Source organism: Kitasatospora sp. NPDC127035, assembly GCF_042726075.1.
Taxonomy (GTDB): Bacteria; Actinomycetota; Actinomycetes; order Streptomycetales; family Streptomycetaceae; genus Kitasatospora.
This window is the reverse complement of record NZ_JBHXDN010000001.1, coordinates 30,741-57,021: the sequence shown is the minus strand read 5'-3', so window position 1 is coordinate 57,021 and position 26,281 is coordinate 30,741. Positions and strand designations below refer to the sequence as shown.

Here is a 26,281-nt window from a genome sequence, read left to right as displayed (position 1 = left end):
TCCACTCCCTGCCCCCCCCCGCCCCGGGGCCCCCCCCCCGCCCCAATGGGGGCGCCCCCCCCCGGGGGGGGGGGGGGGGCCCCCCCCCCCCCCCCCCCACGGCCGCGCCCGCCGGTCGGCTGCCGCTCCGCTGCGGGCCCGTTCCGGGGCCGTGCGTCGCCGTTCCGTCCGGGGTCGCAGCTCCGCTCGGCAGGCCCTGCCCAGCGGTCCTGTGCGGCAGTGGCTCTGCTCGGCGGTCCCGCTCAGGGCCGCGCGGCCAGCAGCCGCTGCTCCTTCGCGGGCTCGATGCCGTGCACGATCCGGCCGCGCTTGCGTCCGTCGGCCTCGGTGTCGCCGGCCGGCCCGCGCTCCTGCAGCCAGGTCCAGGTGTCCCGCGCGGTCTCGGCGAACGGGCGGCAGCGCAGCCCGGCGGCCTCCGCCCGGGTGGTGTCGGCGAGCCAGATGCCGGCCATGGTGGGCAGACCGGGCGCCCAGAGGGGGAGTTCGCTCCACGGCTGGACGCTGTCCGGCCCCTCGGCCAGCAGCGGCGCGTCCTCGACCCAGACCAACTCGGCCCCGGCCCCGATACCGGGCCCGTCGCCGTCGCCGTCGTCGCCCGCCCCCACCGCCGCGATGCAGCCCGTCAGGAATTCCCGGTAGGTCAGCCGGCCGGGCGGCGCCGTGGTGACGTAGCGGCCCGCCGTGCCCGCCGTCACAAGGTCGAGCCCGAACACCGCGAAGTCCCGGACGTCGATCAACTGCACCGTCCGCTCCGGGTCCCCCGGTGCCAGCACCCGGCCGCCCCGGGCCATCCGCTCCAGCCACCACGGGAGCCGGCCGCCGCGCTCGTGCGGGCCGATCAGCAGTCCGCTGTTGAGGATCGTGGTGTGCTCGGCCCCGAACTGTTCCAGCACCGCGCGCTCGCAGCCGGCCTTGAGCGCGGTGCTGAACTCCTGGCCGGGCGGGGTGTCGGCCGGGCAGGGGTGGAGGGCCGAGGACTCGTCGATCACTTGGGCCGGCCAGTCCGCGAAGGCGTGGACGGAGGAGACCAGGACGTAGTGGCCGGCGCGTCCGCGCAGCAACCGCGCGGAGAGCGCGGCCTGGGCGGGCTGCTGGGCCGAGGTGTCGACCACGGTGTCCCAGCGCCGGTCCTCGACCAGCCGCGCCAGGTCGTCGGCCGAGTCGCGGTCGCCGCGGACGACCTCGACGCCGGGCAGGTCGCCGCCGGAGCGGCCCCGGTTGAACGTGGTGACCGCGTGGCCGCGTGCGAGGGCTTCGGAGGCGAACGCCCGCCCCAGGAAGGACGAGCCGCCGAGCAGGAGGATCTTCATACCGGCAAGCCTGTCCCGGGGAGGGTCCTCGGTATGCCGTCGTTCGCGCTGGGCGGAGCCCGCCCGCGCCGGAAGCAGCCGGGATGCTGATCGTCCGGGGGCCGCATAGCATCCCACCTGTACCGAAATGCCCGAATCGGTTCGCCGGGCCCAGGCCCCGAGGAGACGCCGCCATGACCGAGCCCGAGCTGGAGGCCCTGGCCGCCGACGCCTACGTCTACGGCTACCCGATGGTCGCCGGCCTCACGATGGTCGAGCGGTTCGTCCAGGGCGGCACGGGCGTCCTCCCGGCGACCCCGTACAACCACTTCGGTCACGCCACCCGGCTGGCCGGCCCGGACGACGAATTCGTCTCGGTCAACAACGACACCGTCTACTCGGTCGCCCAGCTCGACCTCTCCGAGGGCCCGCAGATCCTGCGGCTGCCGGACACCGCCGGGGCGTACCACGTCCTGCAGTTCGTCGACGCGTGGACCGACAACTTCGCCTACCTGGGCCGCCGCGCCACCGGCACCGGGGCCCAGACCTGGCTGGTCGTCCCGCCCGACTGGCACGGCACCCCGACCGATCCGGACCGGGTGATCGTCTCGCCGACCACCGTGGCCACGATCGTCGGCAGGTTCGCCTGCACCGGCCCGGACGACCTCCCCCGGGTCCGGGCCCTCCAGGACGGGCTGACCCTCGAACCGCTGGAGCCGGGCGGCCTCTCCGCCGGGCTGCCCGCACCCGACCCGGAGGTGCCCGAGCGGCTCGCCTTCTTCGAGCGGCTCCGGGTCTGGATGGCGGCCTTCCCGCCCGCGGAGACCGACCGGACGTACGAACAGCGGTTCGCGCCGCTCGGCCTGCTCGACACGGGCACCTCGCCGTACCGGGCCGCGGCCCCCGACTGGACGCTCGCCCTGGCGAAGGGGCTGGCCGCCGGCCGGGAGCGGGTCGAGGACGCGACCCGCCCGCCCGAGGACCACCCGGCCGGCGAGTGGCGGGCGGCGCTGCACCTGTTCGACTACAACGTCGACTTCCTCGGCCCGGGCACCCTCGACGACCCCGAGTGGCGCATCCCCGACCGCCGCGCCGCCTACCTCAGCCGGGCCGCCGCCGCCCGTGCCGGCCTCTGGGGCAACCACGCCTACGAGGCGCTGTACGCGATGACGTACGACGACGCCGACGGCCGCCCGCTCACCGGCGCCCACCACTACACGCTGCGGTTCGACCGGCCGCCGCCCGCCGACGCCTTCTGGTCCGTCACCATGTACGGGGTCCCCGAGTACTACCTGGTCGACAACCCGGCCGACCGCTACTCGATCGGCGACCGCACCCCCGGTCTGGTGCACGGCCCGGACGGCTCGCTGACGCTCCACCTCCGGCACGACCGGCCCGCGGACCCGGCCGAGGCGGCGAACTGGCTGCCCACGCCCGAGGGCGGCTTCCGGCCGACGATCCGCATCTACCAGCCGCAGCCGGCGGCACTGGACGGCACCTACCGGCTGCCGCCGATCCGCCGCCGGTAGCGGTTCCGGGCGCGAGGGGAGTCGGGGATGGGTGACGCCGTCGGCGGGATGCTGGCCTCCGCCGTGGGCATCGCGATCAGTCCGATGCCGCTCATCGCGGTGATCCTGATGCTGGCCACCCCCAGGGGCCGGAGCAACGGGACGGCGTTCGCGGCCGGCTGGGTGGTGGCGCTGGCGGCGGTGGTCACCGTGGTCGTGTCGGCGGGGTCGGGGCTGTCCGCCGGCTCGGACCGGCCGTCCTGGGCCTGGTGGCTCAAGCTGGCCCTCGGGACGCTGTTCCTCCTGCTGGGGTTCAGGCAGTGGCGGGCCCGGCCGCGCGAGGGCCACGTGCACGGGCCACCGGCCTGGATGGAGGCGGTGGACCGGTTCACCCCTGTGAAGGCGGCCGGGCTCGCCGCGGCGCTGGTGGCGCTCAACCCGAAGAACCTGGTGCTGGCCGTCGGTGGCGCGGTCTCGATCGCGACCGCCACCGCCTCGGGCGCCGGCAAGGCCTGCGCCGCCGCGCTGATGGTGCTGATCGGCTCGCTCTGCACGCTGGTGCCACTGGGGGTGTACCTGTTCGGCGGGGACCGGGCGGCCAGGATCCTGGGGGAGTGGAAGGCGTGGATGGCCGCGCACAACGCGGCGATCATGACGGTGCTGCTGGTCGTCCTCGGTGCCACGTACGTCGGTGACGCCCTCACGGGCCTCACCTCCTGACGGGCCACCGCCGCTGCTCCGCCCCGCCCTACCGGCCCCCGTCGCCGGTCCCGGCCCGCTCCCGTCCCCCTCAGGTTCAGTGCGGCGAGGGGCTTCCGGACGCCGTGCCCGCCGAGGTCGCCGAGGTCGCCGGCTCGGACGGTGCACCCGGTGCGGACGAGGCGGACGGGGAAGCGGTCGGCGGAGCACTCGGCGAGGTCTCGCCCGTCGGTGTCGCCCCGGCCGGCCCGGTCGGGGTGGCCGACGGTGTGCCCGTGGCGGGGCCGGTCGCCGAGGGTGCCGGGCTGCCCGGCCCGTTCGAGGGCGTGCCGGAGGGTGCACCGGAGGGCGTGCCGGACGGCGAAGGCCCGCGGGTGGGGGCCGGGTCCGTGCCCGGGCCGGTCGCCGGGTCGGTGCCGCCCGGCCCGGCCGGCACCGGGGTGGCACCGCCGCGGTGCTGCGGCCCGCCCTCCAGGGTGACGACGGCCTGCGAGGGCGGTAGCGCGATCCGGGCGGTCCAGCGGGTGCTCGGGGCGAGGCCGTCGTCGACGGAGACGATCACGGTGATCCGCTGCCCCGGCGCGAGCGTGCCGGAGTCGCGGCTGAGCCGGAGCCAGGCGACGTCGACGTCGGCGTGCCAGCGGATCTCGGTGGTGCCGGAGTTGGTGAGGGTGAGCACCGTGCGGTTGCCGTACTCGCCCGCGTCGACCGTGAGCAGGCCGCCGGTCGGGGACGGGGCCTGCGCGGCTGACCCGGCGTCCGGGGTGGGCCCGGCGATCGTGGCCGGCCCGACGGCGGGGGCCGGCGCGGCGACCAGCGTCGGGCTGCCGAGCGGGGTCGCCCCGTGGCCCGGTACCGGAACCAGCGGGCCCTGGATCCCCGGGAGCAACGTTTCTGCACTCAGCGGCCCGGCACCCGCCAGCTCCATCCCGGCCACCGCGGCGCCCGCCGCACCGGCCGCCTCCGGCACGCCCGCCGGTCCGCCCGGCTGCCCGGGCCCCGCCGACGGACCGCCCGGCCGGCGGCTGCCCGCCCGTGCGTCCTCCTCGACCCGGACCGACGAGACCGACGCCGCGGCCCCGGGCCCGTCGCCGCCGCGGTGCCCGGCCCAGAGCGCGACCACCGGCGCCGCCAGCACGGCGGCCAGTACCCCCGTGGTCACCACCCGGCGGCGCACCGTCGGCCCCCGGCCGGTGTCCGGTGCGCGGTGGCGCGGGAACCCGCCCTGGTCGAACCGGAGGCCCGGTTCGGTCACCGGCACCGGACCCCCCGCCCGGCGGCCGGCCGGACGCCGGGCCGGCTGCGGCAGGAAGACCACGGACCCCGCCGGGGCGCCCGTCGCCACGGGCGCGGCCAGCACCGGGAGCCCGGACAGTCCGGCGGCCCCCTCCGGCACCTCGCCCGCGACCCGCTCCGCCGTCCCCCGGCAGGTCGGACAGGCCACCACGTGCTGCACCAGCTCCCGGCGGAGCGCCGGGCCGAGCACCCAGTCCCGCCAGCTCTCCGCCCCCGCCCCGCCGAGCCGGTCGAGTTCGGGGCAGCTGCCGACGCCGAGCACCAGCAGGGCCGCCCTGGTCCGGTCGACCTCGGCCCGGGCGGAGTCCAGCAGCGTCCGGACGGTGTCGAACGGCAGACCCAGCACGGCCGCCACCTCGATGGGGCTCAGCCGGTGGCGCACCGACAGCTCCAGGGCCTCGCGCTGCTCGGGGTCGGTGCCGGCGGCCTCGGGCCAGGCCAGCGAGGCCAACTCGCGCCGGCGCCGCCCGGCCTCCTCGTCCGCGGTGGCCGAACCCCCGACGCCGGACCCTCCGCCCGCCGCAGCCTCGCCCGCCGAAGTCCCGCCCGCCGAAGTCCCGCCCGCAGACCCCTCGACCGCCGGGGCGTCGTAGGGCCCGGGCACGCCCGGCCCGTCCGCCAGCCGCCGCAGGCAGCAGTACCGCGCCAGCGAGTACAGCCAGGCCCGCACCAGGCCGGGCTCGGCGAGCCGCGCGCCGTGCCGCACCGCCAGCTCGCGCACCTCGCGCAGGGCGGCGCCGGCCGCCCGGTGCTCGCACAGCACCGAGAGGCAGTAGGTGAAGAGTCCGTCCACCTGGCGGTCGTACGCCGCGAGGACGGGGTCGCGCGGTCGTTCCGTACTCGTTGTCACCCGTCCGACGGTAGAGACGCCACCCGGTCGGCCCGCGCCGTTTCGCCCGGTTGTACTTCTTTCGGGTAACAACATCGCCCGTTCGTGGACCGGCTGCCCCGCCCGGACCCCGCCCGGACCCCGTCCGGACCCCGCCCGGACCCCGTCCGAGCCCCACCCGAGCCCCACCCGGGCCTCGTCGCCCCGGTCGTCATCGCCGCCGCTGCCGCCCCGCGTTGTCGGACCCAGGCGCTACGGTGACCGCATGGCTGCCCGTACCAAGACCACCGCCAAGCCGCGCCCGGCGTACCGCTGCACCGAGTGCGGCAACCAGCTGCCCAAGTGGGTGGGCCGCTGCCCGGAGTGCAACGCCTGGGGCACGGTCGAGGAGTACGGCGCGGTGCCGGTCCGGACGACGGCCGCGGGGCCGGTCAGCTCGCCCGCCCGTCCCATCGCCCAGGTGGACGGCCAGGTGGCGACGGCCCGCTCCACCGGCGTGTCCGAGCTGGACCGGGTGCTCGGGGGCGGCCTGGTCCCCGGCGCCGTGGTGCTGCTGGCCGGCGAGCCCGGTGTCGGCAAGTCCACCCTGCTGCTGGACGTCGCCGCCAAGGCGGCCTCCGCGCAGCACCGCACGCTCTACGTCACCGGCGAGGAGTCGGCCGGCCAGGTCAGGCTCCGCGCCGACCGGATCAACGCACTCTCCGAGCACCTCTACCTGGCCGCGGAGTCCGACCTCGGGGCCGTCCTCGGGCACATCGAGGCGGTCAACCCGGGCCTGCTGGTCCTGGACTCGGTGCAGACCATCGCCTCGGCCGAGCTGGACGGGGCACCCGGCGGGCCGGCCCAGGTCCGTGAGGTGGCGGGCGCACTGATCCGGGCCTCCAAGGACCGCGGGATGGCCACCCTGCTGGTCGGCCACGTCACCAAGGACGGCCAGATCGCCGGCCCCCGCCTGCTGGAGCACCTGGTGGACGTGGTGCTGAGCTTCGAGGGGGACCGGCACGCCCGGCTCCGGATCATCCGCGGGATCAAGAACCGGTACGGCGCGACCGACGAGGTCGGCTGCTTCGAGCTGCACGACGAGGGCATCGAGGGTCTGGCCGATCCGTCCGGTCTCTTCCTGACCAGGCGCGACAAGCCCGTCCCGGGCACCTGCCTGACCGTCACGCTGGAGGGCAAGCGCCCGCTGGTCGCCGAGGTGCAGGCGCTGATGGTGGATTCGCAGATCCCCTCGCCCCGCCGGACGACCTCCGGTCTGGAGTCGCCCCGGATCGCGATGATCCTGGCCGTGGTGGAGCGTCACGGCGGGGTGAAGCTCGGCAAGCAGGACATCTACACCGCCACCGTCGGCGGGGTGAAGCTCTCGGAGCCCTCGGCGGACCTCGCGATCGCGCTCGCCGTGGCCAGCTCCTCCTCCGACACCCCGCTCCCCAGCAACCTGGTGGCGATCGGCGAGGTCGGCCTGGCCGGTGAGGTCCGGCGGGTGACGGGCGTGCAGCGGAGGCTGGCCGAGGCGCACCGGCTGGGCTTCACCCACGCGCTGGTCCCGTCGGACCCGGGCAAGGTCCCGCCGGGCATGAAGGTGGTCGAGGTGGCGGACATCGGCGAGGCGCTGCAGGCGATCCCGGGCCGCCGCCGGGCCGCCGCCAAGCCGAAGGGTGAGGCTCCGTCGGCCCCGCCGGCCCCGCGCGCGGCCCGGGTGGCGGCCTATCCGGAGGAGGTCATGGAGGGGTGGGAACCGCTCGACTCCGACGAACTGCACTGACCCAAGCCCTGTCGTTGCCGCACGCAGTTAGACTTCCCCTTGTCTCATTGGTGATAAGGCAGTACTAAGCGACAGAGCAACAGACCGCAGGGCCGGCGCACCGCGCGAGGCGCGCGGTACGGGGCGACCGGAGGAGTCACGTGGCAGCCAGCGACCGGGCGGACAAGTCCTCCCGCGAGGAGGCCCTGCTACGGGCCTCCCTCACCGCCATCGCTCCCGGAACGGCGCTGCGCGACGGCCTGGAGCGGGTGCTGCGGGCCAACACCGGCGGTCTGATCGTGCTCGGTTTCGACAAGACCGTCGAGCCGATCTGTACGGGCGGCTTCGTGCTGGACGTCGAGTTCACCGCGACGCGCCTGCGCGAGCTGTGCAAGCTCGACGGTGCCGTGGTGCTCGACAAGGACATCACCAAGATCGTCCGGGCCGGTGTCCACCTGATGCCGGACTCCACCATCCCGACCGACGAGACCGGGACCAGGCACCGCACCGCGGAGCGGGTCAACCGGCAGACCGGTTTCCCGGTGGTCGCCGTCTCGCACTCGATGCGGCTGATCGCCATGTACGTCAACGGCACCCGGCGGGTCCTGGAGGACTCGACCACCGTCCTCTCCCGCGCCAACCAGGCGCTGGCCACCCTGGAACGCTACAAGCTGCGCCTGGACGAGGTGGCCGGCACGCTCTCCGCGCTGGAGATCGAGGACCTGGTGACGGTCCGGGACGTCACCGCCGTGGCCCAGCGGCTGGAGATGGTCCGGCTGATCGCCACCGAGATCGCGGGCTACGTGCTGGAGCTCGGCATCGACGGCCGCCTGCTCTCGCTCCAGCTGGACGAGCTGATCGCGGGCGTGGAGCCGGAGCGCGAGCTGGTCGCCCGGGACTACTTCCCGGAGCGTGCGGCCAAGAAGGGCCGGACGGTCACCGACGTGCTGGCCGACCTGGAGGCGCTGACCCACGCCGAGCTGCTGGACCTGCAGACGGTCGCCAAGGCGCTCGGCTACTCGGGCACGCCGGAGTCGCTGGACTCGGCGGTCTCGCCGCGCGGCTACCGGCTGCTGGCCAAGATCCCGCGCCTGCCCAACACGGTGATAGAGCGGCTGGTGGAGCACTTCGGCGGGCTGCAGAAGCTGCTGGCCGCCAGCATCGACGATCTGCAGACGGTCGAGGGCGTCGGCGAGACCAGGGCCCGCTCGGTCCGCGAGGGCCTCTCCCGGCTCGCCGAATCGTCCATCCTGGAGCGCTACGTCTGACCGGTCCGGTCCGGACACGCAGGAGCCCCCGACCGTCCGCGGCCGGGGGCTCCTGCGTGTCGTCCGCAGGGCGGGTGACCGCCGGTCAGTTCTCCAGGCGGATCGAGGAACGGGCCGAGGCCTGGCCGCCGGAGAGGCCGGTGAGGTCGGCGACGACCAGGTAGTTGCCGGCCGGCGCGGGGGCCGGGTCGGCGGTGGCGCACTGCGGCTTGCTGCGGCCGCGGTCCCAGGTGAAGGTCTCGGTCAGGCCGTTGTTGGCCGGGAGCTGCACCCAGTTGCTGTTGCGGTCGGCGGGGCAGTCGCCGGAGGACCAGATGCGCTCGCCGTTGCTGGCGGTGACGGTGATCGCCGAGGCGGTCCGGCCGAGGTCCACCCGGCAGTTGGTGCCCGAGGAGTTGGTGACGGTGAGCGCCAGCCGCGGCTTGTCCTTGGGCTGGTAGGCGTTCTGGGCGCTGGACAGGCCGAGCGTCACCTGCGAGGAGGCGCAGACCGGCAGCGCCATGACCTCGGGGGTGTTCACCGGGGGAGGGCCGCCGTTGCCGCCGCCGGTCCCGCCCGCGGCTCCGCCGGTCCCGCCGCTGCCGCCGGTTCCTCCGGCCGCGCCGCCGCCCGTCGCGCCGCCGCCCGTCGCCGTACCGCCGGTGGCGGGTGCGGGGTTGGGCGCGCCGCCGGTCGTGCCGCCGGTGCTGAGGCTGGCGTCGCCGCCGCCTCCGCCGCCCACCGCGCCGCCGGTCGCACCACCCGTGGCGGTGCCTCCGCTTCCGCTGCCGGGGCGCGAGTTGTTCGCCGGTCCGCTGGGCGAGGCGCCCGGCGTGATCGCCTGGGCAGGGCTCTGGGACTGGGTCGGCGCGGCCTGCGCGGTCTTGTCCTTCGAGCCGTCGTCACCGCCGCCCTGATCGGACATCAGCCAGATGACGAGGGCGGCGACCGCGACGACGGCGATGAGCACGACGATGCGCCGACGCCAGTAGATCGAGGCCGGCAGCGGTCCTACGGGTTGACGCAGAGAGGGCACGCCCAAACTCTACGAGACAGTGTGTGCCCCCTGACGCACCAACACCGCACACTCACCCCTTCCTTCACATGATCCGCCATTTGCGCCGTTCGGGGGAGGCTGAATGGGGGGTTTTGCGGCCCGATCCGGAATCCCGTGATCCACTTCGGTTGCCGTCGCGGGCGTGGGAGGATCGAGGGGCCATGGCTGCCAACACCGTCACCCCCGCCGTCCCCGTCGTCCCCGCGCCCGCGTCCGCCGCCGGGGGGCCGAAGCTCGCCCTGCCGCTCCCCGTGCTGCACACGACCGTCCTCGACTGGTACGAGGCCAACGCCCGGGACCTCCCCTGGCGGACCCCGGACGCCTCGCCCTGGGCCGTGATGGTCAGCGAGTTCATGCTCCAGCAGACCCCGGTGAAGCGGGTGCTGCCCGTCTGGGAGACCTGGCTGGAACGCTGGCCGACCCCGGCGGACCTGGCCGCCGAGGCGCCGGGCGAGGCCGTCCGGCTCTGGGGCCGGCTGGGCTACCCGCGCCGCGCGCTGCGCCTGCACGCGGCCGCGGTGGCGATCACCACGGAGCACGGCGGTGAGGTCCCGGACGACCACGCGACCCTCCTGTCGCTGCCCGGGGTCGGCGAGTACACGGCGGCGGCGGTGGCCTCGTTCGCCTTCCGCCAGCGGCACGTGGTGCTGGACACCAACGTCCGCCGGGTGTTCGCCCGGGCGGTGACCGGCGTGGAGTACCCGGCGCAGGCCACCACGGCGGCCGAACGGCGGACCGCCACGGCGCTGCTGCCCGACGCCGCCGCGACGGCCGCGACCTGGGCGGTCGGCGTGATGGAGCTGGGCGCCCTGGTCTGCACGGCCCGCGGCCCGGAGTGCGGCGACTGCCCGCTGTTCACCGTCTGTGCCTGGCAACGGGCTGGCTGCCCGCCCTACGAGGGCCCGGCCCGGCGGGGCCAGACGTACGAGGGGACCGATCGGCAGGTGCGCGGCAAGCTGCTCGCGGTGCTGCGGGACGCCCACGACACGGTGCCGCAGGCCCTGCTGGACGCCGTCTGGCCGGATGCGGTGCAGCGGGCCCGCGCCCTGGACGGGCTGGTCGCCGACGGCCTGGTCGAGCCGGTCGAGCAGGGCGTCTACCGGCTTCCCCGGTAGCCCGGGCCGACCGGAGGTCCCGACGGGCGGTCCCGGCCCGGCGGCTCACGCCGGCAACCCCGCCGACCTGTGGCCCCTGAGCCCCCTGGGCCCCTGAAACCCGAAGCCCCGAAGCCCCGAAGCGCCGTGGCGCAGGCCCGGCCCGGCCCGGACAGGCCGGAGGCCCCCGCTCCGTGGAGCGGGGGCCTCCGGCGGCCGGGCGTCAGATCGCGACGGCCGCGGCGTCGGACCCCTTGGCGGCCGCGGCGTCCTCGGCCGGCGGTCCGCCGGCGCCGCGCAGCGGCACCTCGCGCATGAAGACCGCGGCGGCGACCGCGATCACGGCGACACCCGCCCCCCAAAGGAAGACGGTGTGCATGCCGTTGGCCACCGCGTGGTGGTAGGCGTCCTGCACCGGCTCGGGCAGGGCCCGGAGCGCGGCCGGGCTGAGCTGCGACGGGTCGCCCTGCGAGCCGCCGGCACCGGCCGCCGAACCGAGCCGCTCCGTCATGGTCTCGGTGACCCGGCTGTTGAACAGCGCGCCGAACAGCGCCACACCGAACGAGCCGCCGATGGTGCGGAACAGCGTGGCGGTGGAGCTGGCCACACCCATGTCCTTGAGCTCGACACTGTTCTGCGCGACCAGCATGGTGATCTGCATCAGGAAGCCCATACCGGCCCCGAGCACGACCATCCAGCAGGCGGAGGCGAAGTTCGAGGTGTCGGTGGAGAGGGTGGAGAGCAGCACCATGCCGACGGTCATCACGATCGTGCCGATGATCGGGTAGATCCGGTACTTGCCGGTCTTGGTGACGGCCTGGCCGACGACCAGCGAGACCACCAGCATGCCGAACATCATCGGCATCAGCAGCAGGCCGGAGTTGGTGGCCGAGGCTCCCTGGACGGTCTGCTGGTAGAGCGGCAGGAAGACCGTCGCGCCGAACATCACGAAGCCGACCACGAAGCCGATCACCGAGACCAGCGTGAAGTTCAGGTTCTTGAACAGCGAGAGCGGCAGCATCGGCTCCTCGACCCGCTGCTCGACGTAGCAGAAGCCGATCAGCGTGGCCGCCGCCAGCGCGGCCAGGCCGAGGATCTCCTTCGAGCCCCAGGTGTACTCCTGGCCGCCCCAGGTGGTGATCAGGGTCAGTGCGGTGATGCCGGTGGTGAGCAGCAGCGCACCGAGGTAGTCGATCCTGGCCTTGCTGCGGACCTTCGGCAGCTTCAGCGTCACCACGACGACGGCGAGGGCGACCGCGCCGAGCGGCAGGTTGATGTAGAAGGTCCAGCGCCAGTTCAGGTGGTCCGTGATGAAGCCGCCGACCAGCGGACCGCCGATGGTGGCGAGGGCCATCACCGCGGCGAACATGCCCTGGTACTTGCCCCGGTCACGGGGCGGGACGAGCGCGCCCATGATCGACATCACGCCGACCATCAGACCGCCGGCGCCGAGGCCCTGGAGCGCGCGGAATCCGATCAGCTCGGTCATGTCCTGGGAGAGGCCGGAGAGGGCCGAGCCCGCCAGGAAGATCACGATCGAGATGAGGAAGGTGCCCTTTCGGCCGTAGAGGTCGCCGAGCTTGCCCCAGATCGGGGTGGAGGCGGCGGTGGCCAGGGTGTACGAGGTGACCACCCACGAGAGGTGCTCGGCGCCGCCGAGCTCACCGACGATGGTCGGCATCGCGGTTCCGACGATCAGGCCGTCGAGCATGGCGAGCAGCATGGTGACCACCAGGCCGATCATGACCAGGCGGATCTCGCGGGGGGAACGGGGCTGTTCGTCCTCGGCCGGTTTCTGTTCCGGTGACGGGGTGTCGGCCTTGGGTTGTGACATGGGGGTGCGGTCTCCCGGACTGGGTGGGGCGGGGCGTGGCTGACGGGAGCCCGGCGCGTCGGACGACCGGCCCGGCTCCTCGGCGTCTACTTACTTGACGCCCGGCTAGTTTGCGGATCGACGGCACGGTAGGTTGTGTACTAGCCGGTCGTCAAGCCAGTTTTTCCGTGAACTGCCCGGGCAGGGAGAATGAGTCCGGAACGGGGCGCCGAACGCGGCGCCCGTCGGCAACGCCGCGGCCGCCGCAGGTCGTCAGCACCGGACATCGACGCAGTCAGAGGCAGGCCATGGGCACGACGCACAGCCCCCGTAGCGACACCCGGGCCCGCATCGTCGCGGTCGCCCTGGAGCTCTTCTCCGAGCACGGCTACGAACGCACCTCGCTGCGGGAGATCGCCGACCGGCTCGGTGTCACCAAGGCCGCCCTCTACTACCACTTCAAGACCAAGGAGGACATCGTCCACGGCATCGTGGCCGCCACGGCCGTGCCGATCGACGAGCTCATCGCCTGGGGTCGCGAGCAGGAGTGGTCGCCGGAGGTGCGGGACGAGCTCATCCGCCGGTTCGCGGCCGGGATGTCCGAGCGGGCGCCGCTGCTCCGCTTCTTCCAGGAGAACCAGCCCGCGCTGCGGGACCTGCCGGCCGGGCGGGAGTTCAGGGAGCGGATGATCGCGTTGGTCCGGCTGGTGCACGGTCCGGGGGCGAGCTTCGCGGACCGGCTGCGCGCGATGATGTCGCTGTTCACCATCAACTCGGCGCTCTTCCTGCTCCACCAGGACAAGCGGCCCGAGGAGCGGACGGCGGCCGGTGAGGTCACCATCGGGGAGCCCACCCCGGAGGAGGCGATGGCGGCCGCGCAGTACGTCGCGCTGGAGATCGGCCGGACGATCGGCCACGCCGCGCCGGGGAACTGAACGACCGTCGGCCCGGCACCGGAGCGGTGCCGGGCCGCCCCCCCCCCGGTGGGGGGGCCCCGCCCCGGCGGGGCCGAGGGGGGCCGGGGGGGGGCGGGCCGGGCCCGGGGAAGAACCCCCGGGGCCCCGGGGCCCCGCCCGCCGCCGCGGTGAACCCCCCCCCCCGGGGCGGCCGCGCGGGGGGGGCGGCGCCCCCCACGCCGCAGTGGTGCGGAGACCGGGCCCGGGCGGCGCCGTGGGGCGCCGTGGGGCCGCGGGCCGGAACGGGCTCAGAACCCGGTGACCCCGTGCCCCGCGAGGTAGGCGATCGGGTTGACCACGGCGCCGTAGCGGTTGCTGGAGCGGATCTCGAAGTGCAGGTGCGGCCCGGTCGAGTTGCCGGTGTTCCCGGAGCGGCCGATCTGCTCCCCGGCCGAGACCCGGTCGCCCGCCGACACCGAGACGGCCGACATGTGCGCGTACTGGGCGTACCGGCCGTCCGCCAGCCGCAGCACGACCTCCTTGCCGTACGCGCCGTCCCAGCCGGCCGACACGACGGTGGCCTTGCCGACCGCGAGCAGCGGGGTGCCCGGGGGGACCGCGAAGTCGACCCCGGTGTGGTAGCCGGCCGCGTACTCGGGGTTGCGCACGCCGTACGGGTTGCTGGTCGGGGCGCCCGGGACGGGGGCGGACCACTCCGGGGCGGGGGCGGGGGCGGGGGCGGGAGCCGGCGCAGGCTCGGGCTCGGGGGCCGGTGCGGGGGCGGGGGCGGGCTCGGGAGCCGGCTCGGGGGCGGGCTCGGCCGGTGCCTGGTCGGCCGACGGCGCCGGGGCGGCCGGCTCGGGGGCCAGCAGGTTCACCGCCACGGCCACGAGCTCCTGGGCCGAGTCGTGGTCGTGCGACAGCTTGTACTCGCTGGGACCGGCCACCTGGACCAGGGCCGGGGTCTGCGCCGCCCCCTGCGGGACGGTGAAGGCCGAGCTGCCGGGGGTGGTGGGGGTGACCGTCTGCGCCGAGGCGTTGCCGGGGGAGGCGACCAGCAGGGCGCCGGCCAGTATGACCGCGCTGGCGGCGGCGGCACTGGTGGCCCGGTTGCGGTCGGTCCGCAGCAGCGGGGCGACGGTGACGTGGTTCCGGTCGTTTCGCAGCGGCGAGGCGGCGGCGAGCCGGCGAAGGGCCGGCCCCAGGGGCGGGACAGGGGGCATCGGAGCTCAACCTCACGGACGTACGGGGGCAGCACGCTGAGCCCGGTCGGGCGGGCTGAGCAGGGACCACTCAGGTGTAACCGTCACCGAGCGGAGTCCCAAACGGTGTGACGTACTACGGCGTGTAGTCAGTGTTGCGCCGGAGATTCAAACCGACGGAGTAACGATCATGAGATCGGATGGTCTGTTCATGGCCCCACGTGCTCGGCCGTCCGTCCGGCCGTCCTACTACTCCCGCTCGTACCGGCCGGTGGCGCTGTGACCAGCACCACCCGCGGGCCGAGTTTGAAGCAGGGCGAATCGGGTCGAAACCAACGAATCCGGCCCGCCCCCGCAGGTGCGGGGACGGGCCGGACGGATGGTTCAACGGCGCCTGGTCACAGGCTGATCACCACTGCTCGGTGGATCAGTTGTCGACCGGGCGGACGCGGATCCAGGTCTCCAGGTAGTTCGAGGACTCGTTCTCGACCTCGATGCTGGTACCGGTCTTCGGGACCTTGACGCTGCTGTACTTGTTCTCCTCCGACCAGTAGGACTTCAGGTCGGAGAACTCGTCGACACCCTTGGCCTTCGGGTAGACCGTCGGGACGCCGGCCTTGTGCAGGGTCAGACCGTCCACGCGGCGCGAGCCGAAGGTCGAGTCGTAGCCCTGGACGCGCGGGCGCTGCAGGGTGCCGTCCGACCACTTGAGCGGGGTCGGGTGCGAGTCGATCGGGAGGATCAGGCCCTCGCCCGGGTGGTTGGTGACGTTGTTGTCGCTCTGCGACTCGTCCCAGTACCAGAGCAGCAGACCGGGCTGGTAGGCGTAGTGCTCGACCCAGTTCGGCTTGCTGTTGGCGAAGCCGAAGTTGTACGGGCCGGTCTTCAGGGTCTTGTCGTACGAGACGTACTGGCGGTTCTCGGCGATGTAGTACTGGGCGTACTCGTTCGAGAACTTGCCGCTGATGCGGGAGAAGCCCTTCGCGGCCCAGCCGTTGTCACCGTTCTCGGCACCGTCGGTGAAGACGGTGGCGCCGTCGGCGGTGACCGCGATCTCGTCCAGGGCCAGGCCCTTGAGGTGCAGGCCACCGTCGGTGGTGTAGTGGAAGCGGACCTTGACGGCCTTGCCGGCGTAGGCGTTCAGCGGGAAGGAGAGGTCGCCCCACTTGCCACCGGAGGTGCCCGTCAGACCGGCCTTCTCGGCCGGGTTCTTCGGGATGGCGACACCGTTGAAGGTGCCGTCCAGGGCCGCCCAGTTGGCACCACCGTCGGTGGAGACCTCGGCGTAGCCGTAGTCGAAGTCCTGCTCGATGTCGTACCAGGCCTTGGCCGTCAGCGTGGCCGAGGTCTTGCCGGTGAGGTCGACGTCACGGGTCAGCGAGACGTTGAGGTCGTCCGCGCTGCCGCTCCACCACTCGTTGGCACCCGCGAACGGGGTGTTGATCTCGGTGGTGACGGTCTTCTTCGGCAGGTCGACGACGAGCGCCTGCGGCAGGTTGGAGTTGTACTCCGCCGGGCCGATGTGGTGGGTCGACTCGGTGCCGGCCTTGGCCTTCTCGAACTTCAGCCAGCCGAGCTTCAGCTTGCTCCAGGCGTCGAGGTCGTTCGGCTTGTCGCCGATCGAGTCCTTGCCCTCGCCCAGCCAGGAACCGGAGGACATCAGCGACCAGAAGCCGACCGAGTTGTCGATCCCGCTGCCCGAGGTGTCGTACAGGTCGGGCAGACCGAGGTCGTGGCCGTACTCGTGGGCGAAGACACCGAGGCCGCCGTTCTCGGGCTGCATGGTGTAGTCGCCGATCCAGATGCCGGTGCCGCCGACCGGGGTACCGCCGAGCTTGTTGTCGCTCGGGCCGGTGGAGCCCGCCTGGGTGCCGTAGACGTACGAGCGGTGGGCCCAGAGCGCGTCGGTGCCCTGCTTGCCGCCGCCCGCCGACTGGTCCTCACCGGCGTGCACGATCTGGAAGTGGTCGATGTAACCGTCGGGCTCGTTGAAGTTGCCGTCGTGGTCGAAGTCGTACCGGTCCCACTGGTCGTACTGCGCGATGGTCGCCTTGATCTGAGCGTCCGTCTGGCCCTTGGCCTTCTGGTCGGCGACCCAGGAGGTGATGCCGTCGCGGATCAGGTCCTGCGCGTTGTTGCAGACGTGCTGGCCGCAGTAGTCCGAGCCGTAACGGGCCTCGTTCCACGGCACCTTCACCCAGTCGGTGACCTGGCCGTCGACCGAGTAGCGGCCCGAGGACTGCTTCTCGTAGTACGTCTTCAGCGAGTCCTGGGTCTTGCTGAAGTACAGGTCCTGGAAGTGCTGCTGGTTGTAGTCGGCCTGCCACGCGGTCGAGTTGTTGGTGGCGGGGTCCGGCTTCTGGATCTGGTTGCGCTGCGGGCCGGGGGTGCCGCCGTACTTCAGCTTGCCGTCCGGCGTCGTGGTGGTGTTGTCCACCTGGTCGCTGAACTCGACCAGAATGGTGAAGATCTTGTCCGTGCGCTCGCGGGAGAGCTCGACGTACTTGTCCTTGCCCAGCTTGATGCTGGTGCCCCCGCCGTGCTGCTCGATCTTGGCGGTGCCGGCGAGCAGCTGCTCGGTGGCGGCCTTCTGCTCGGCCTCGACCTTCTCGGTCAGCGGGCCCGGGAAGTTGTGTTCAGTGCTCTGAACAGCCTCGGCCGGGTCCTTCGGCACGGGGGCGGAGCCGGCGGCAACGGCCGTGCTCGGGAGCAGTCCCGCGCCGAGCGCGGCTATGACTGCCGCGGCCGAGGCGACTGCAGCGGCTTTCCTGGTCATCTTCAACGTTGTGACGTCCTCCCCAAACCGGTCCGGCTCTTGGCCTTCCGGTAAACCAATGAAAGACAGGTGGAGGTCATTTGATCCAAGCGTGGACGGAAAAGATAGACCTTGACCGTGACATGGCCACAGCGCTATGCTCCGCGACTTCGTATCAGCTGACGCTCCGTCAAGAACATTGGCATTAAAGATGACTGCATGATCGATCGCACTCGCACCGGCGCCCGGTCAGGCCCCCCGCCTGGGACTTCGTGGGCCGGATCACAGCTTCGACGAGGACGTGAAAAACGGCTCGGGCCCCCGGCGCGAACGCCGGGGGCCCAAACCGTTTGCTGTTATCTGTTAACTGTTTCTACTTCGTCAGGTCGGGACCCGACGAGGCGACGGCGGCCGGAGTGTCCGCGACCGCGGACTTCTCCTCTCCGCGGAAGGTGAACTTCGCTTCCTTGCCCTCGCCCTCGACACCGACGACCACGATGTGGCCGGCCCGCAGCTCGCCGAAGAGGATCTTCTCGGAGAGGTGGTCCTCGATCTCGCGCTGGATGGTCCGGCGCAGCGGACGGGCACCCAGGATCGGGTCGTAGCCGCGCTTGGCCAGCAGCCTCTTGGCCTCGACGCTGAGCTCCAGGCCCATGTCCTTGTCCTTGAGCCGCGAGTCCACCTTGTCGACCATCAGGTCGACGATCTGGATGATGTCTTCCTCGGTCAGCTGGTGGAAGACGACGATGTCGTCGACGCGGTTCAGGAACTCGGGGCGGAAGTGCTGCTTGAGCTCCTCGCCGACCTTGGCCTTCATCCGGTCGTACCCGGTCTGGGCGTCACCCGCGGCCGCGAAGCCCAGGTTGAAGCCCTTCGAGATGTCCCGGGTGCCGAGGTTCGTCGTCATGATGATGACGGTGTTCTTGAAGTCGACCACGCGGCCCTGGGAGTCGGTCAGACGACCGTCCTCCAGGATCTGCAGCAGCGAGTTGAAGATGTCCGGGTGGGCCTTCTCCACCTCGTCGAAGAGGACGACGGAGAACGGCTTGCGGCGCACCTTCTCGGTCAGCTGGCCGCCCTCCTCGTAGCCCACGTAGCCGGGGGGCGAACCGAAGAGCCGGGAGACGGTGTGCTTCTCCGAGAACTCGGACATGTCGAGGGAGATCAGCGCGTCCTCGTCACCGAAGAGGAACTCGGCGAGCGTCTTGGACAGCTCGGTCTTACCGACGCCGGACGGGCCGGCGAAGATGAACGAGCCGCCGGGGCGCTTCGGGTCCTTGAGGCCCGCACGGGTGCGCCGGATGGCCTGGGAGAGCGCCTTGATGGCGTCCTTCTGGCCGATGACGCGCTTGTGCAGCTCGTCCTCCATGCGCAGCAGCCGGGAGGACTCCTCCTCCGTCAGCTTGAAGACCGGGATGCCGGTGGCGGTGGCCAGGACCTCGGCGATGAGTTCCTCGTCGACCTCCGCGACGACGTCCATGTCGCCGGCCTTCCACTCCTTCTCGCGCTTGGCCTTGGCCTGGAGGAGCTGCTTCTCGTCGTCGCGCAGGGACGCGGCCTTCTCGAAGTCCTGCGCGTCGATCGCGCTCTCCTTCTCGCGGCGCACGTCGGCGATCTTCTCGTCGAACTCGCGGAGGTCCGGCGGCGCGGTCATCCGGCGGATGCGCATCCGGGAGCCGGCCTCGTCGATCAGGTCGATGGCCTTGTCCGGCAGGAAGCGGTCCGAGATGTACCGGTCGGCCAGGGTGGCGGCGGCGACCAGGGCGGCGTCCGTGATGGAGACCCGGTGGTGGGCCTCGTAGCGGTCGCGCAGACCCTTGAGGATCTCGATGGTGTGCGGCAGCGACGGCTCGGCGACCTGGATCGGCTGGAAGCGGCGCTCCAGCGCGGCGTCCTTCTCCAGATGCTTGCGGTACTCGTCGAGCGTGGTCGCACCGATGGTCTGCAGCTCGCCGCGGGCCAGCATCGGCTTCAGGATCGAGGCGGCGTCGATGGCGCCCTCGGCGGCACCCGCGCCGACCAGGGTGTGCAGCTCGTCGATGAACAGGATGATGTCCCCGCGGGTGCGGATCTCCTTGAGGACCTTCTTCAGGCGCTCCTCGAAGTCACCGCGGTAGCGGGAGCCGGCGACCAGGGCGCCGAGGTCCAGCGTGTAGAGCTGCTTGTCCTTGAGCGTCTCCGGGACCTCGCCCTTGACGATCGCCTGGGCCAGGCCCTCGACCACGGCGGTCTTGCCGACGCCGGGCTCACCGATCAGGACCGGGTTGTTCTTGGTGCGGCGGGACAGCACCTGCATGACCCGCTCGATCTCCTTCTCGCGCCCGATGACCGGGTCGAGCTTGGCCTCGCGGGCGGCCTGGGTGAGGTTGCGGCCGAACTGGTCCAGGACCAGCGAGGTCGACGGGGTGCCCTCGGCGGGCCCGCCGGCCGTCGCCGACTCCTTGCCACCGCCGGTCTGGTACCCGGAGAGCAGCTGGATGACCTGCTGGCGCACCCGGTTGAGGTCGGCTCCGAGCTTCACCAGGACCTGGGCGGCGACGCCCTCGCCCTCGCGGATCAGGCCGAGCAGGATGTGCTCGGTGCCGATGTAGTTGTGGCCGAGCTGCAGGGCCTCGCGGAGCGACAGCTCCAGGACCTTCTTCGCCCGGGGGGTGAAGGGAATGTGACCGGACGGGGCCTGCTGGCCCTGGCCGATGATCTCCTCGACCTGCTGGCGAACAGCCTCAAGAGAAATCCCGAGGCTCTCCAGGGCCTTAGCGGCGACACCCTCACCCTCGTGGATCAGACCCAGGAGGATGTGCTCGGTGCCGATGTAGTTGTGGTTGAGCATCCGGGCTTCTTCCTGAGCCAGGACGACAACCCGCCGCGCGCGGTCGGTGAACCTCTCGAACATCGTTTATCGCTCCTCAGAGCGGTCGGGCAGTTCGGGGTCCGTCCCCGCCCTGTCCTTCCGCATGCTAGTCCCGCTCAGCGGCGCGGCCCACGGATTCACTCCCTGGTAGGGGAGAGACATGCTGCGCGACCAGCCGACACCAATCCCAACCTCATGTTGGGAGACGGTGTTCCCACAGGTGGGCCGGATGCACCGGATGCCGCTACGCCATCGGCGAACAACCTCTGCCGCAGCGCAGCCGACAAGCGTCCGACCGGTCACGCGTACTGCCCCGGGCGGGGTGACTGACCCCGTCCACCTGCATTCATACCCGGTATCGGGGCGGTTCTCGCGCAGTTTCCGGGGTGGCGGTGTTCGCCTGGCGAGAAGTCGCCCGGTGGTGACGGCGGTTCGGCCTCGGCCGTCGGGTCCGGTACGCCATACCGGTGGTGTCCGCGTGACCGCTTTCGCCCCTACAGCGTTGCACAGGCCGTGATTGTTCCGCCGCCCGTCCCGTCGCCCCGGTCACGGCCCCGGTCACGGCCGTGGTCACGGTCGCGACCGCGGACCGGGTCGGCCCGGGGACCGGCGTCCGGGCCGCTGCCCGGGCCGCTGCCCGAACGGGCAGCCCGCCCCACCGTTCACACCGCCGTCCCCGCGCCCGCCGACGGGCGTGCCGGCGGACCGGTCACCGTCCGGGTGTGCGCCGCGGGGCGCGGAGGAATGTCCTCCGCGCCCCGCGCGTGTGCCATGGACGCTTCACGCGACCTCCGGGACCCCGCACCCGTCCGGGCGGCCGGGCGACGCCCGGATCAGGCCGCGTTGGCCTTCTCGTAGGCCTCGCGCACGTTGCTCGGCACGCGGCCGCGGTCGTTGACGTCCAGACCCTGCTCCTTGGCCCACGCGCGGATCTTCGCGGTGTCCGGGACGCTGCCGGACGGGCGGGGGGCCGAACCGCGGCCCGGACGGCGGGCTGCGGCCAGCCGTCCGCTCTGCTTGCGACCCTTCTCGACGTACGGCGCCAGCAGATCGCGGAGCTTGTCCGCGTTGGCGCTCTTCAGGTCGATCTCGTAGGCAACACCGTCGAGCGCGAACGTGACCGTTTCGTCCGCCGACCCGCCGTCGAGATCGTCTTCAAGAATGACCTGCACCCTCTGTGCCACGGGCTTCCCTTTCCGCTAAACGACCCATTGCCTAAGGAAAGGAAAGCGCCTTTCTCCGGAAAACACAAACCCCTGCCCCGTCCGGGAGCGGCTCACAGGTGCAGCAGCATGCGCGAGTTGCCCAGCGTGTTGGGCTTCACCCGCTCCAGGTCGAGGAACTCCGCGACACCTTCATCGTACGAGCGGAGAAGTTCTTCATAGACATCCGTAGCGATGGCCGCCGGGTCTGTCGTACCATCATCGGTTTCCTGGAGCTCGCCGATCTCGACGAAACCGTGTTTCGCGAAGAACGGAACCTCGAACGTCAGGCAGAAAATCCGACGGACGCCGAGCCAGCGGGCGGTCTGCAGCAGCTTCTCCAGCAGGAGATGTCCGACGCCGTGGCCCCGGCAGGACGGATCGACCGCGAGCGTGCGGACCTCGGCGAGGTCCTCCCACATCACGTGCAGGGCGCCGCACGCCACCACGGCTCCGGTGTCGTCGCGTTCGGCGACCCAGAACTCCTGAACGGATTCGAACAGGGTGACGGTGGGCTTGTCGAGCAGAATGCCGTCGCGCGAGTAGGCATCGATGAGCCCGCGCACTGCCCGCACGTCCGTGGTCCGCGCCCGGCGGATGGTGACCTCCATGGCGGGACGTTATCGTGCCGGCCCCGGTGGGGTCTCCCCGGTATCGGGCCCGGTCTCCGCGGAATCCTGGGCGGCCGGATCGGGCGGGAACAGAGCGGCGACCCGCAACGCGTCGCGGAGAGCCTCGCGTTGCTCCGGTGACATCAGGCCGAAGAAGTGCACCAGGGCGGCGGCAGGATTGTCACCGGTGGCCCAGGCGTCGTTCATGAGAGCGGCGGTGTACGCCTCGCGGGACGAGACCGGTTCATATCGATAGGCCCGTCCCACCCGCTCGCGGCGGAGCCAGCCCTTTCTGTGGAGCTTGTCCAGGACGGTCATCACCGTGGTGTACGCGATTTCGCGTTCGGACCGCAGATCCACGAGAACCTCGCGAACCGTGACCGGTCGGTTCCACTGCCACACCCGGGTCATGATGGCGTTCTCAAGTTCGCCGAGTTGCCGGACCATAGTGCGGCCAGGATAGGGAGTGAATGGGGCAAATCTTGTGAAGTGCCGCCAAACCGGCGCGCCGCCACTCCCGGAATCGGGAATGGCGGCGCGGGTGCCGTGGTGGCCGACGGGCGTCAGTCGACCACGTCCTCCTTGGCCTTCCGGGCTCCGCCCTGGCTGCGGATGATGGCCCGCACCAGGAAGCCGAAGCCGATCGCCATGACCAGCGGTGGGACGATAGCGCTGACGTAGTCCATCAGGTCACTCCTCCTCGGTCTTCTCCGCCGCGGTGGCGGCGGACGCCTTGGGCTCCGGCTTCACCAGCGGGAAGAGCACCGTCTCCCGGATGTTCTTGCCGGTGAGCAGCATGATCAGGCGGTCCACGCCGAGACCGAGACCGCCGGTGGGCGGCATCGCGTACTCCAGGGCCCGCAGGAAGTCCTCGTCGATCTGCATCGCCTCGACGTCGCCGCCGGCCGCGAGCAGGGACTGCGCGGTGAGGCGGGCGCGCTGCTCGACCGGGTCGATCAGCTCGGAGTAGGCGGTGCCGATCTCGGTGCCGAAGATCACCAGGTCCCACTTCTCGGCCACGCCGGGGACCGAGCGGTGCTGACGGGTCAGCGGGGAGACCTCGGTCGGGTAGTCCTTGATGAAGGTCGGCCGGACGGCGTTCTCCTCCAGCAGGCGCTCGACCATCTCCAGCACGATCTGGCCGTGGCCCCACTCCTTCTCGAAGGGGATGCCGTGCTCGGCGGCCAGCTTGCGGAGCTCCTCGACGCCGGTCTCCGGGGTGACCTCGACGCCGAGCCGGGCCGAGATGCCGGGGTAGACGCCGACCTCCTCCCACGGCTCGGCCAGGTCGATCTCGTGCTCGACGCCGTGCGGGTCGAGGCCCCTGATCACCGTGGTGCCCAGGGCGTCCCGGGCGGCGTTGACGATGGTGGCCCGGATCAGCTCGGCCTGGGTGTCGTAGTCGCCGTAGGCCTCGTACGACTCCAGCGAGGTGAACTCGGGGTTGTGGGTGGAGTCGGCGCCCTCGTTGCGGAAGTTGCGGTTGATCTCGAAGACCTTCTCCGCGCCGCCGACGACGAGCCGCTTGAGGTACAGCTCGGGGGCGATCCGCATGAAGAGGTCGATGTCGTACGCGTTGATGTGCGTCTTGAACGGCCGCGCGTTGGCGCCGCCGTGCACCGGCTGCAGCATCGGGGTCTCGACCTCGATGTAGCCGCGCTCCTCGTAGGTGCGGCGGATCGAGCGGACCACCTTGGACCGCAGGTGCAGGATCTCGCGGGCCTCGGGGTTGACGATCAGGTCCACGTACCGCTGGCGGACCCGGGCCTCCGGGTCGGTCAGGCCCTTGTGCTTGTCCGGCAGCGGGCGCAGGCACTTGGCGGTGAGCTCCCAGCGGTCCACCATCACCGACAGCTCGCCGCGGCGGGAGGTGATCACCTCGCCCTCCACGCCGACCTGGTCGCCGAGGTCGATGTCGGCCTTCCACGCGGCCAGCCGCTCCTCGCCCAGCTTGTCCAGGGAGAACATCACCTGGAGGTCGCCGGAGCCGTCGCGCAGGGTGGCGAAGCAGAGCTTGCCGCCGGTGCGGGAGAGGATCACCCGGCCGGTGATGCCGGCCCGCTCGCCGGTCGCGGTGTCCGGGGCGAGGTCCGGGTGCTTGGCCCGGAGGTCGGCGATGGTGCTGGTGCGGGGGAAACCGACCGGGTACGGGTCGATGCCGGCGGCCCGGAGCCGGTCCAGCTTCTCGCGCCGGACGCGCATCTGTTCCGGAAGGTCGTCGGTCGCGGGGATTGGGCTCTGATCGCTCACCCCACCAGGGTAGCCAGCCCCGGCCGGTGCTCCGCCACGGGATTGCCCGCGGCCCGCGGCGGCCGTCCCGGCCGGCGCCCGGCCCGCGGTGCGTCCCCGGGGTGCGGGGCGGGCGGCGGGTGCCGTCCGCCCCGCACCGGGCGGGGTCGCTCAGGCCCGTCGGCGGCCCGGCCGGCGTGCGGCGAGCACCGCCCCGGTGCCGAGCGCCAGTGCGGCGGCGGAGGCCCAGGCCAGCGGGACGGCCGCCGGGCTGCCGGTGTCGGCGAGTTCGCCGCCCGCGGTGACGGTGACGGCGGTGGCCCGGGCGGCGGGCGCCGACGGGGCCGCGGTGACGGCGGGTGCCGCGACCGCCACGACGACGGCCGGCGGGGTGGTCGCGGCGGGCGCGGGCGGGGGAGTGGTCGGTGCCGGTGCCGGGGCGGCCCGCAGGGTGACCTTCACCAGGTTGTCGGCCGGGTTGCGGTCCCACCTCATGAGGGCGCTGGGCAGGCCCTCCTCCAGTTCGCTCCCCATGTTCTGGAGCGAGACCGTGGCCGTCAGCGGGTCGGTGCCCTCGGCCAGCTTCAGGGCCAGCTTGAAGGACGCCTTCGCGCCGTCGGCCATGTAGGAGTCGAACGCCTCGCAGCCGAACCTGTTGAGCGGCTTCTCGGACGGGCGGCCGAGCACGCGGTCCTCCGCCGTGCAGCCCTTCGGGAGGCCGGTGACGGTGGCGCCTGCGGGGAGCTGGACGTCGAGGTGCGGGGTCGCCTCGCCACCGCTGCGGTCGATGATCGAGGCCGGGCCGTCGTTGGCGGCGGTGACGGTCAGGGTGCCCGCGCGGCCGGTGGCGTCGGGGGCCCAGGTGCCGGTGACGCCGAAGTCCGCGTGGCTGTCGGCGCTGACCTCCTGTTCGGTGGAGTTGTCGTTGCGGCCGGGGAAGCCGGCCGGGATGCCCTCGGTACCGGCCTTGACCAGCGTGGCGGGGGCGCCGGTGCCGTGCTTGAACGTCAGCCTCTTGCGCAGTGCGGGCCCGTTGGCGTCCGCCGCGTCCGGGCGGGGCAGGACGGTGAAGCCGGCGAAGGTGTCGTACGCGTCGGCGGCCACGGTGAGGTCGAGGCCCGCCAGCCGGACCGCCTCGTCGGGTGCGATCCCGCCCTCGACGGTGCAGAGGCCGTACGTGACGGGTGCGTACGCGCCGGTGCCCTCGGGGCGGGGCTCGCCCGGGGCGGTGGCGTACTCGCAGTTGGACGGCCAGGCGTCGACCTTCAGGCCGGGGGCCAGGTAGACCTCGACGACCGCGCGGGAGGCGGGGACGCCGCCGCGGTTGGCGAACCGGAGCCCGGGGTCGATGCGGCTGCCGATCGCGGCGCCGGTCTTCGGGGTGAGCTCCTTGGTGCGGAACGCGGCGGTGCCGACCTCGACCGTGAAGTCGGTGCTCGCGGACTCGGCGTCCGGGGCGCTGATGGTGGCGTGGACGGTGCCGCTCGCGCCGGGCCGGACCCCGGGGAGCGCGCTCAGCCACAGGCGGGCGGTGGTGTTGACGTCGTCGCTGTCGAGGTAGCCGACGTCGCAGGTGATCACCTTGGCGGCGGTGGTGCAGCGCTCGCCGGTGGTGAGGGTGGCGACGCCGTCGAGGCCCGAGACGTCCAGGGTGATCCTGGTGCCCAGGACCGGCCCGGTGCCGGTCCGGCCGATCCGCAGGTCGACGTTGTCGCCGAGCTGGGGCCGGGGGGTGGTGGGCTCGACGGGGATCTGGACGGGGCTCCCCACCCTGATCCTGAGTGCGTGGTCCGCGGCGTGGGCCGGAGCGGCCAGTGTGCCGACGGAGAGGGCGGCGACCGCGGTCGCCGCGGCCGCGCGGCGGGCGCGGCGCGGGCGGGGGGGGGGGAGGGGGAGGCGCGGGGTGGTGTGGGGGTGGCCGAGACCCCAAAAAACCCCGGCCCCCCCGCAATCCGGGTG

At 72.6% G+C, this 26,281-nt stretch carries 19 protein-coding genes; 6 read left to right on the top strand and 13 right to left on the bottom strand.

Going from position 1 to position 26,281, the window contains the following annotated elements; all coding sequences use genetic code 11:
* Window positions 1-242: 242 nt before the first annotated feature.
* A complete protein-coding gene (locus tag ACFWIC_RS00245; RefSeq protein WP_380514505.1) occupies window positions 243-1,310 on the bottom strand; it encodes an NAD-dependent epimerase/dehydratase family protein in 1,068 nt (355 codons plus the stop codon).
* 173 nt (window positions 1,311-1,483) lie between these two features.
* On the opposite strand from ACFWIC_RS00245, the gene ACFWIC_RS00240 reads away from it, so the two are divergent.
* A complete protein-coding gene (locus tag ACFWIC_RS00240) occupies window positions 1,484-2,818 on the top strand; it encodes a DUF1254 domain-containing protein (RefSeq protein ID WP_380354760.1) in 1,335 nt (444 codons plus the stop codon).
* Window positions 2,819-2,845: 27 nt separating this feature from the next.
* The gene (locus ACFWIC_RS00235) at window positions 2,846-3,517 is read left to right on the top strand and encodes a GAP family protein (RefSeq protein WP_329951401.1); all 672 of its coding nucleotides are present in this window, start codon (window positions 2,846-2,848) and stop codon (window positions 3,515-3,517) included.
* 76 nt (window positions 3,518-3,593) lie between these two features.
* Here the strand turns inward: ACFWIC_RS00235 and ACFWIC_RS00230 are convergent, their stop codons facing one another.
* Entirely contained in the window at window positions 3,594-5,642 is a 2,049-nt protein-coding gene (locus tag ACFWIC_RS00230) for a sigma-70 family RNA polymerase sigma factor (RefSeq protein WP_380514501.1), read from the bottom strand.
* A gap of 244 nt (window positions 5,643-5,886) precedes the next feature.
* Between ACFWIC_RS00230 and radA the strand changes: the two genes are divergently transcribed.
* Both radA and disA read left to right on the top strand, forming a co-directional pair.
* Entirely contained in the window at window positions 5,887-7,386 is a 1,500-nt protein-coding gene (gene radA / locus ACFWIC_RS00225) for a DNA repair protein RadA (protein ID WP_329951403.1), read from the top strand.
* 140 nt (window positions 7,387-7,526) lie between these two features.
* Entirely contained in the window at window positions 7,527-8,633 is a 1,107-nt protein-coding gene (gene disA / locus ACFWIC_RS00220) for a DNA integrity scanning diadenylate cyclase DisA (RefSeq protein WP_329951404.1), read from the top strand.
* Window positions 8,634-8,718: 85 nt separating this feature from the next.
* Here the strand turns inward: disA and ACFWIC_RS00215 are convergent, their stop codons facing one another.
* Window positions 8,719-9,648: a hypothetical protein gene (locus ACFWIC_RS00215; protein WP_329951405.1), complete on the bottom strand. Its 930-nt coding sequence runs from the start codon at window positions 9,646-9,648 to the stop codon at window positions 8,719-8,721.
* Between the two features lie 182 nt (window positions 9,649-9,830).
* Here ACFWIC_RS00215 and ACFWIC_RS00210 point away from each other — a divergent pair, with 182 nt between their 5' ends.
* Complete coding sequence (locus ACFWIC_RS00210; protein WP_380514497.1) at window positions 9,831-10,784, top strand: A/G-specific adenine glycosylase; 954 nt, start codon at window positions 9,831-9,833, stop codon at window positions 10,782-10,784.
* Window positions 10,785-10,986: 202 nt separating this feature from the next.
* On the opposite strand, the gene ACFWIC_RS00205 is transcribed toward ACFWIC_RS00210, so the two are convergent.
* Window positions 10,987-12,597, bottom strand: a complete 1,611-nt coding sequence (locus tag ACFWIC_RS00205; RefSeq protein WP_355407508.1) for an MDR family MFS transporter — start codon at window positions 12,595-12,597, stop codon at window positions 10,987-10,989.
* A 287-nt stretch (window positions 12,598-12,884) separates the two neighbouring features.
* On the opposite strand from ACFWIC_RS00205, the gene ACFWIC_RS00200 reads away from it, so the two are divergent.
* Window positions 12,885-13,511, top strand: coding sequence for a helix-turn-helix domain-containing protein (locus ACFWIC_RS00200; protein WP_329951408.1), 627 nt, complete (start codon window positions 12,885-12,887; stop codon window positions 13,509-13,511).
* Between the two features lie 269 nt (window positions 13,512-13,780).
* Here the strand turns inward: ACFWIC_RS00200 and ACFWIC_RS00195 are convergent, their stop codons facing one another.
* The 9 genes from ACFWIC_RS00195 to ACFWIC_RS00155 all read right to left on the bottom strand — a co-directional run bounded on the left by ACFWIC_RS00195 (window position 13,781) and on the right by ACFWIC_RS00155 (window position 26,092).
* A complete protein-coding gene (locus ACFWIC_RS00195; protein ID WP_329951409.1) occupies window positions 13,781-14,695 on the bottom strand; it encodes a M23 family metallopeptidase in 915 nt (304 codons plus the stop codon).
* 406 nt (window positions 14,696-15,101) lie between these two features.
* Window positions 15,102-17,450, bottom strand: a complete 2,349-nt coding sequence (locus ACFWIC_RS00190; RefSeq protein ID WP_329951410.1) for an immune inhibitor A domain-containing protein — start codon at window positions 17,448-17,450, stop codon at window positions 15,102-15,104.
* A gap of 352 nt (window positions 17,451-17,802) precedes the next feature.
* Window positions 17,803-20,322, bottom strand: coding sequence for an ATP-dependent Clp protease ATP-binding subunit (locus ACFWIC_RS00185; RefSeq protein WP_329885570.1), 2,520 nt, complete (start codon window positions 20,320-20,322; stop codon window positions 17,803-17,805).
* Window positions 20,323-21,113: 791 nt separating this feature from the next.
* Window positions 21,114-21,464, bottom strand: a complete 351-nt coding sequence (locus tag ACFWIC_RS00180) for an Lsr2 family protein (protein WP_329885569.1) — start codon at window positions 21,462-21,464, stop codon at window positions 21,114-21,116.
* A gap of 92 nt (window positions 21,465-21,556) precedes the next feature.
* Complete coding sequence (locus ACFWIC_RS00175; protein ID WP_329885568.1) at window positions 21,557-22,093, bottom strand: amino-acid N-acetyltransferase; 537 nt, start codon at window positions 22,091-22,093, stop codon at window positions 21,557-21,559.
* Between the two features lie 9 nt (window positions 22,094-22,102).
* The gene (locus tag ACFWIC_RS00170; RefSeq protein WP_329885567.1) at window positions 22,103-22,540 is read right to left on the bottom strand and encodes a BlaI/MecI/CopY family transcriptional regulator; all 438 of its coding nucleotides are present in this window, start codon (window positions 22,538-22,540) and stop codon (window positions 22,103-22,105) included.
* Window positions 22,541-22,656: 116 nt separating this feature from the next.
* A complete protein-coding gene (locus ACFWIC_RS00165; RefSeq protein WP_329885566.1) occupies window positions 22,657-22,779 on the bottom strand; it encodes a hypothetical protein in 123 nt (40 codons plus the stop codon).
* A 4-nt stretch (window positions 22,780-22,783) separates the two neighbouring features.
* Entirely contained in the window at window positions 22,784-24,343 is a 1,560-nt protein-coding gene (gene lysX / locus ACFWIC_RS00160) for a bifunctional lysylphosphatidylglycerol synthetase/lysine--tRNA ligase LysX (protein WP_329951411.1), read from the bottom strand.
* Window positions 24,344-24,493: 150 nt separating this feature from the next.
* Window positions 24,494-26,092 carry a hypothetical protein gene (locus tag ACFWIC_RS00155; protein WP_380359968.1) on the bottom strand — a complete coding sequence of 533 codons (1,599 nt, stop codon included), beginning with the start codon at window positions 26,090-26,092 and terminating at the stop codon, window positions 24,494-24,496.
* Between the last annotated feature and the right edge of the window lie 189 nt (window positions 26,093-26,281).

What these genes read in the sequence shown, in the direction of transcription:
- ACFWIC_RS00245 (WP_380514505.1), bottom strand. Translation starts at nt 1,310, where the DNA reads ATGAAGATCCTCCTGCTCGGCGGCTCGTCCTTCCTGGGGCGGGCGTTC.
- ACFWIC_RS00240 (WP_380354760.1), top strand. Translation starts at nt 1,484, where the DNA reads ATGACCGAGCCCGAGCTGGAGGCCCTGGCCGCCGACGCCTACGTCTAC.
- ACFWIC_RS00235 (WP_329951401.1), top strand. Translation starts at nt 2,846, where the DNA reads ATGGGTGACGCCGTCGGCGGGATGCTGGCCTCCGCCGTGGGCATCGCG.
- radA (WP_329951403.1), top strand. Translation starts at nt 5,887, where the DNA reads ATGGCTGCCCGTACCAAGACCACCGCCAAGCCGCGCCCGGCGTACCGC.
- ACFWIC_RS00210 (WP_380514497.1), top strand. Translation starts at nt 9,831, where the DNA reads ATGGCTGCCAACACCGTCACCCCCGCCGTCCCCGTCGTCCCCGCGCCC.
- ACFWIC_RS00205 (WP_355407508.1), bottom strand. Translation starts at nt 12,597, where the DNA reads ATGTCACAACCCAAGGCCGACACCCCGTCACCGGAACAGAAACCGGCC.
- ACFWIC_RS00200 (WP_329951408.1), top strand. Translation starts at nt 12,885, where the DNA reads ATGGGCACGACGCACAGCCCCCGTAGCGACACCCGGGCCCGCATCGTC.
- ACFWIC_RS00195 (WP_329951409.1), bottom strand. Translation starts at nt 14,695, where the DNA reads ATGCCCCCTGTCCCGCCCCTGGGGCCGGCCCTTCGCCGGCTCGCCGCC.
- ACFWIC_RS00190 (WP_329951410.1), bottom strand. Translation starts at nt 17,450, where the DNA reads ATGACCAGGAAAGCCGCTGCAGTCGCCTCGGCCGCGGCAGTCATAGCC.
- ACFWIC_RS00185 (WP_329885570.1), bottom strand. Translation starts at nt 20,322, where the DNA reads ATGTTCGAGAGGTTCACCGACCGCGCGCGGCGGGTTGTCGTCCTGGCT.
- ACFWIC_RS00175 (WP_329885568.1), bottom strand. Translation starts at nt 22,093, where the DNA reads ATGGAGGTCACCATCCGCCGGGCGCGGACCACGGACGTGCGGGCAGTG.
- ACFWIC_RS00170 (WP_329885567.1), bottom strand. Translation starts at nt 22,540, where the DNA reads ATGGTCCGGCAACTCGGCGAACTTGAGAACGCCATCATGACCCGGGTG.
- ACFWIC_RS00165 (WP_329885566.1), bottom strand. Translation starts at nt 22,779, where the DNA reads ATGGACTACGTCAGCGCTATCGTCCCACCGCTGGTCATGGCGATCGGC.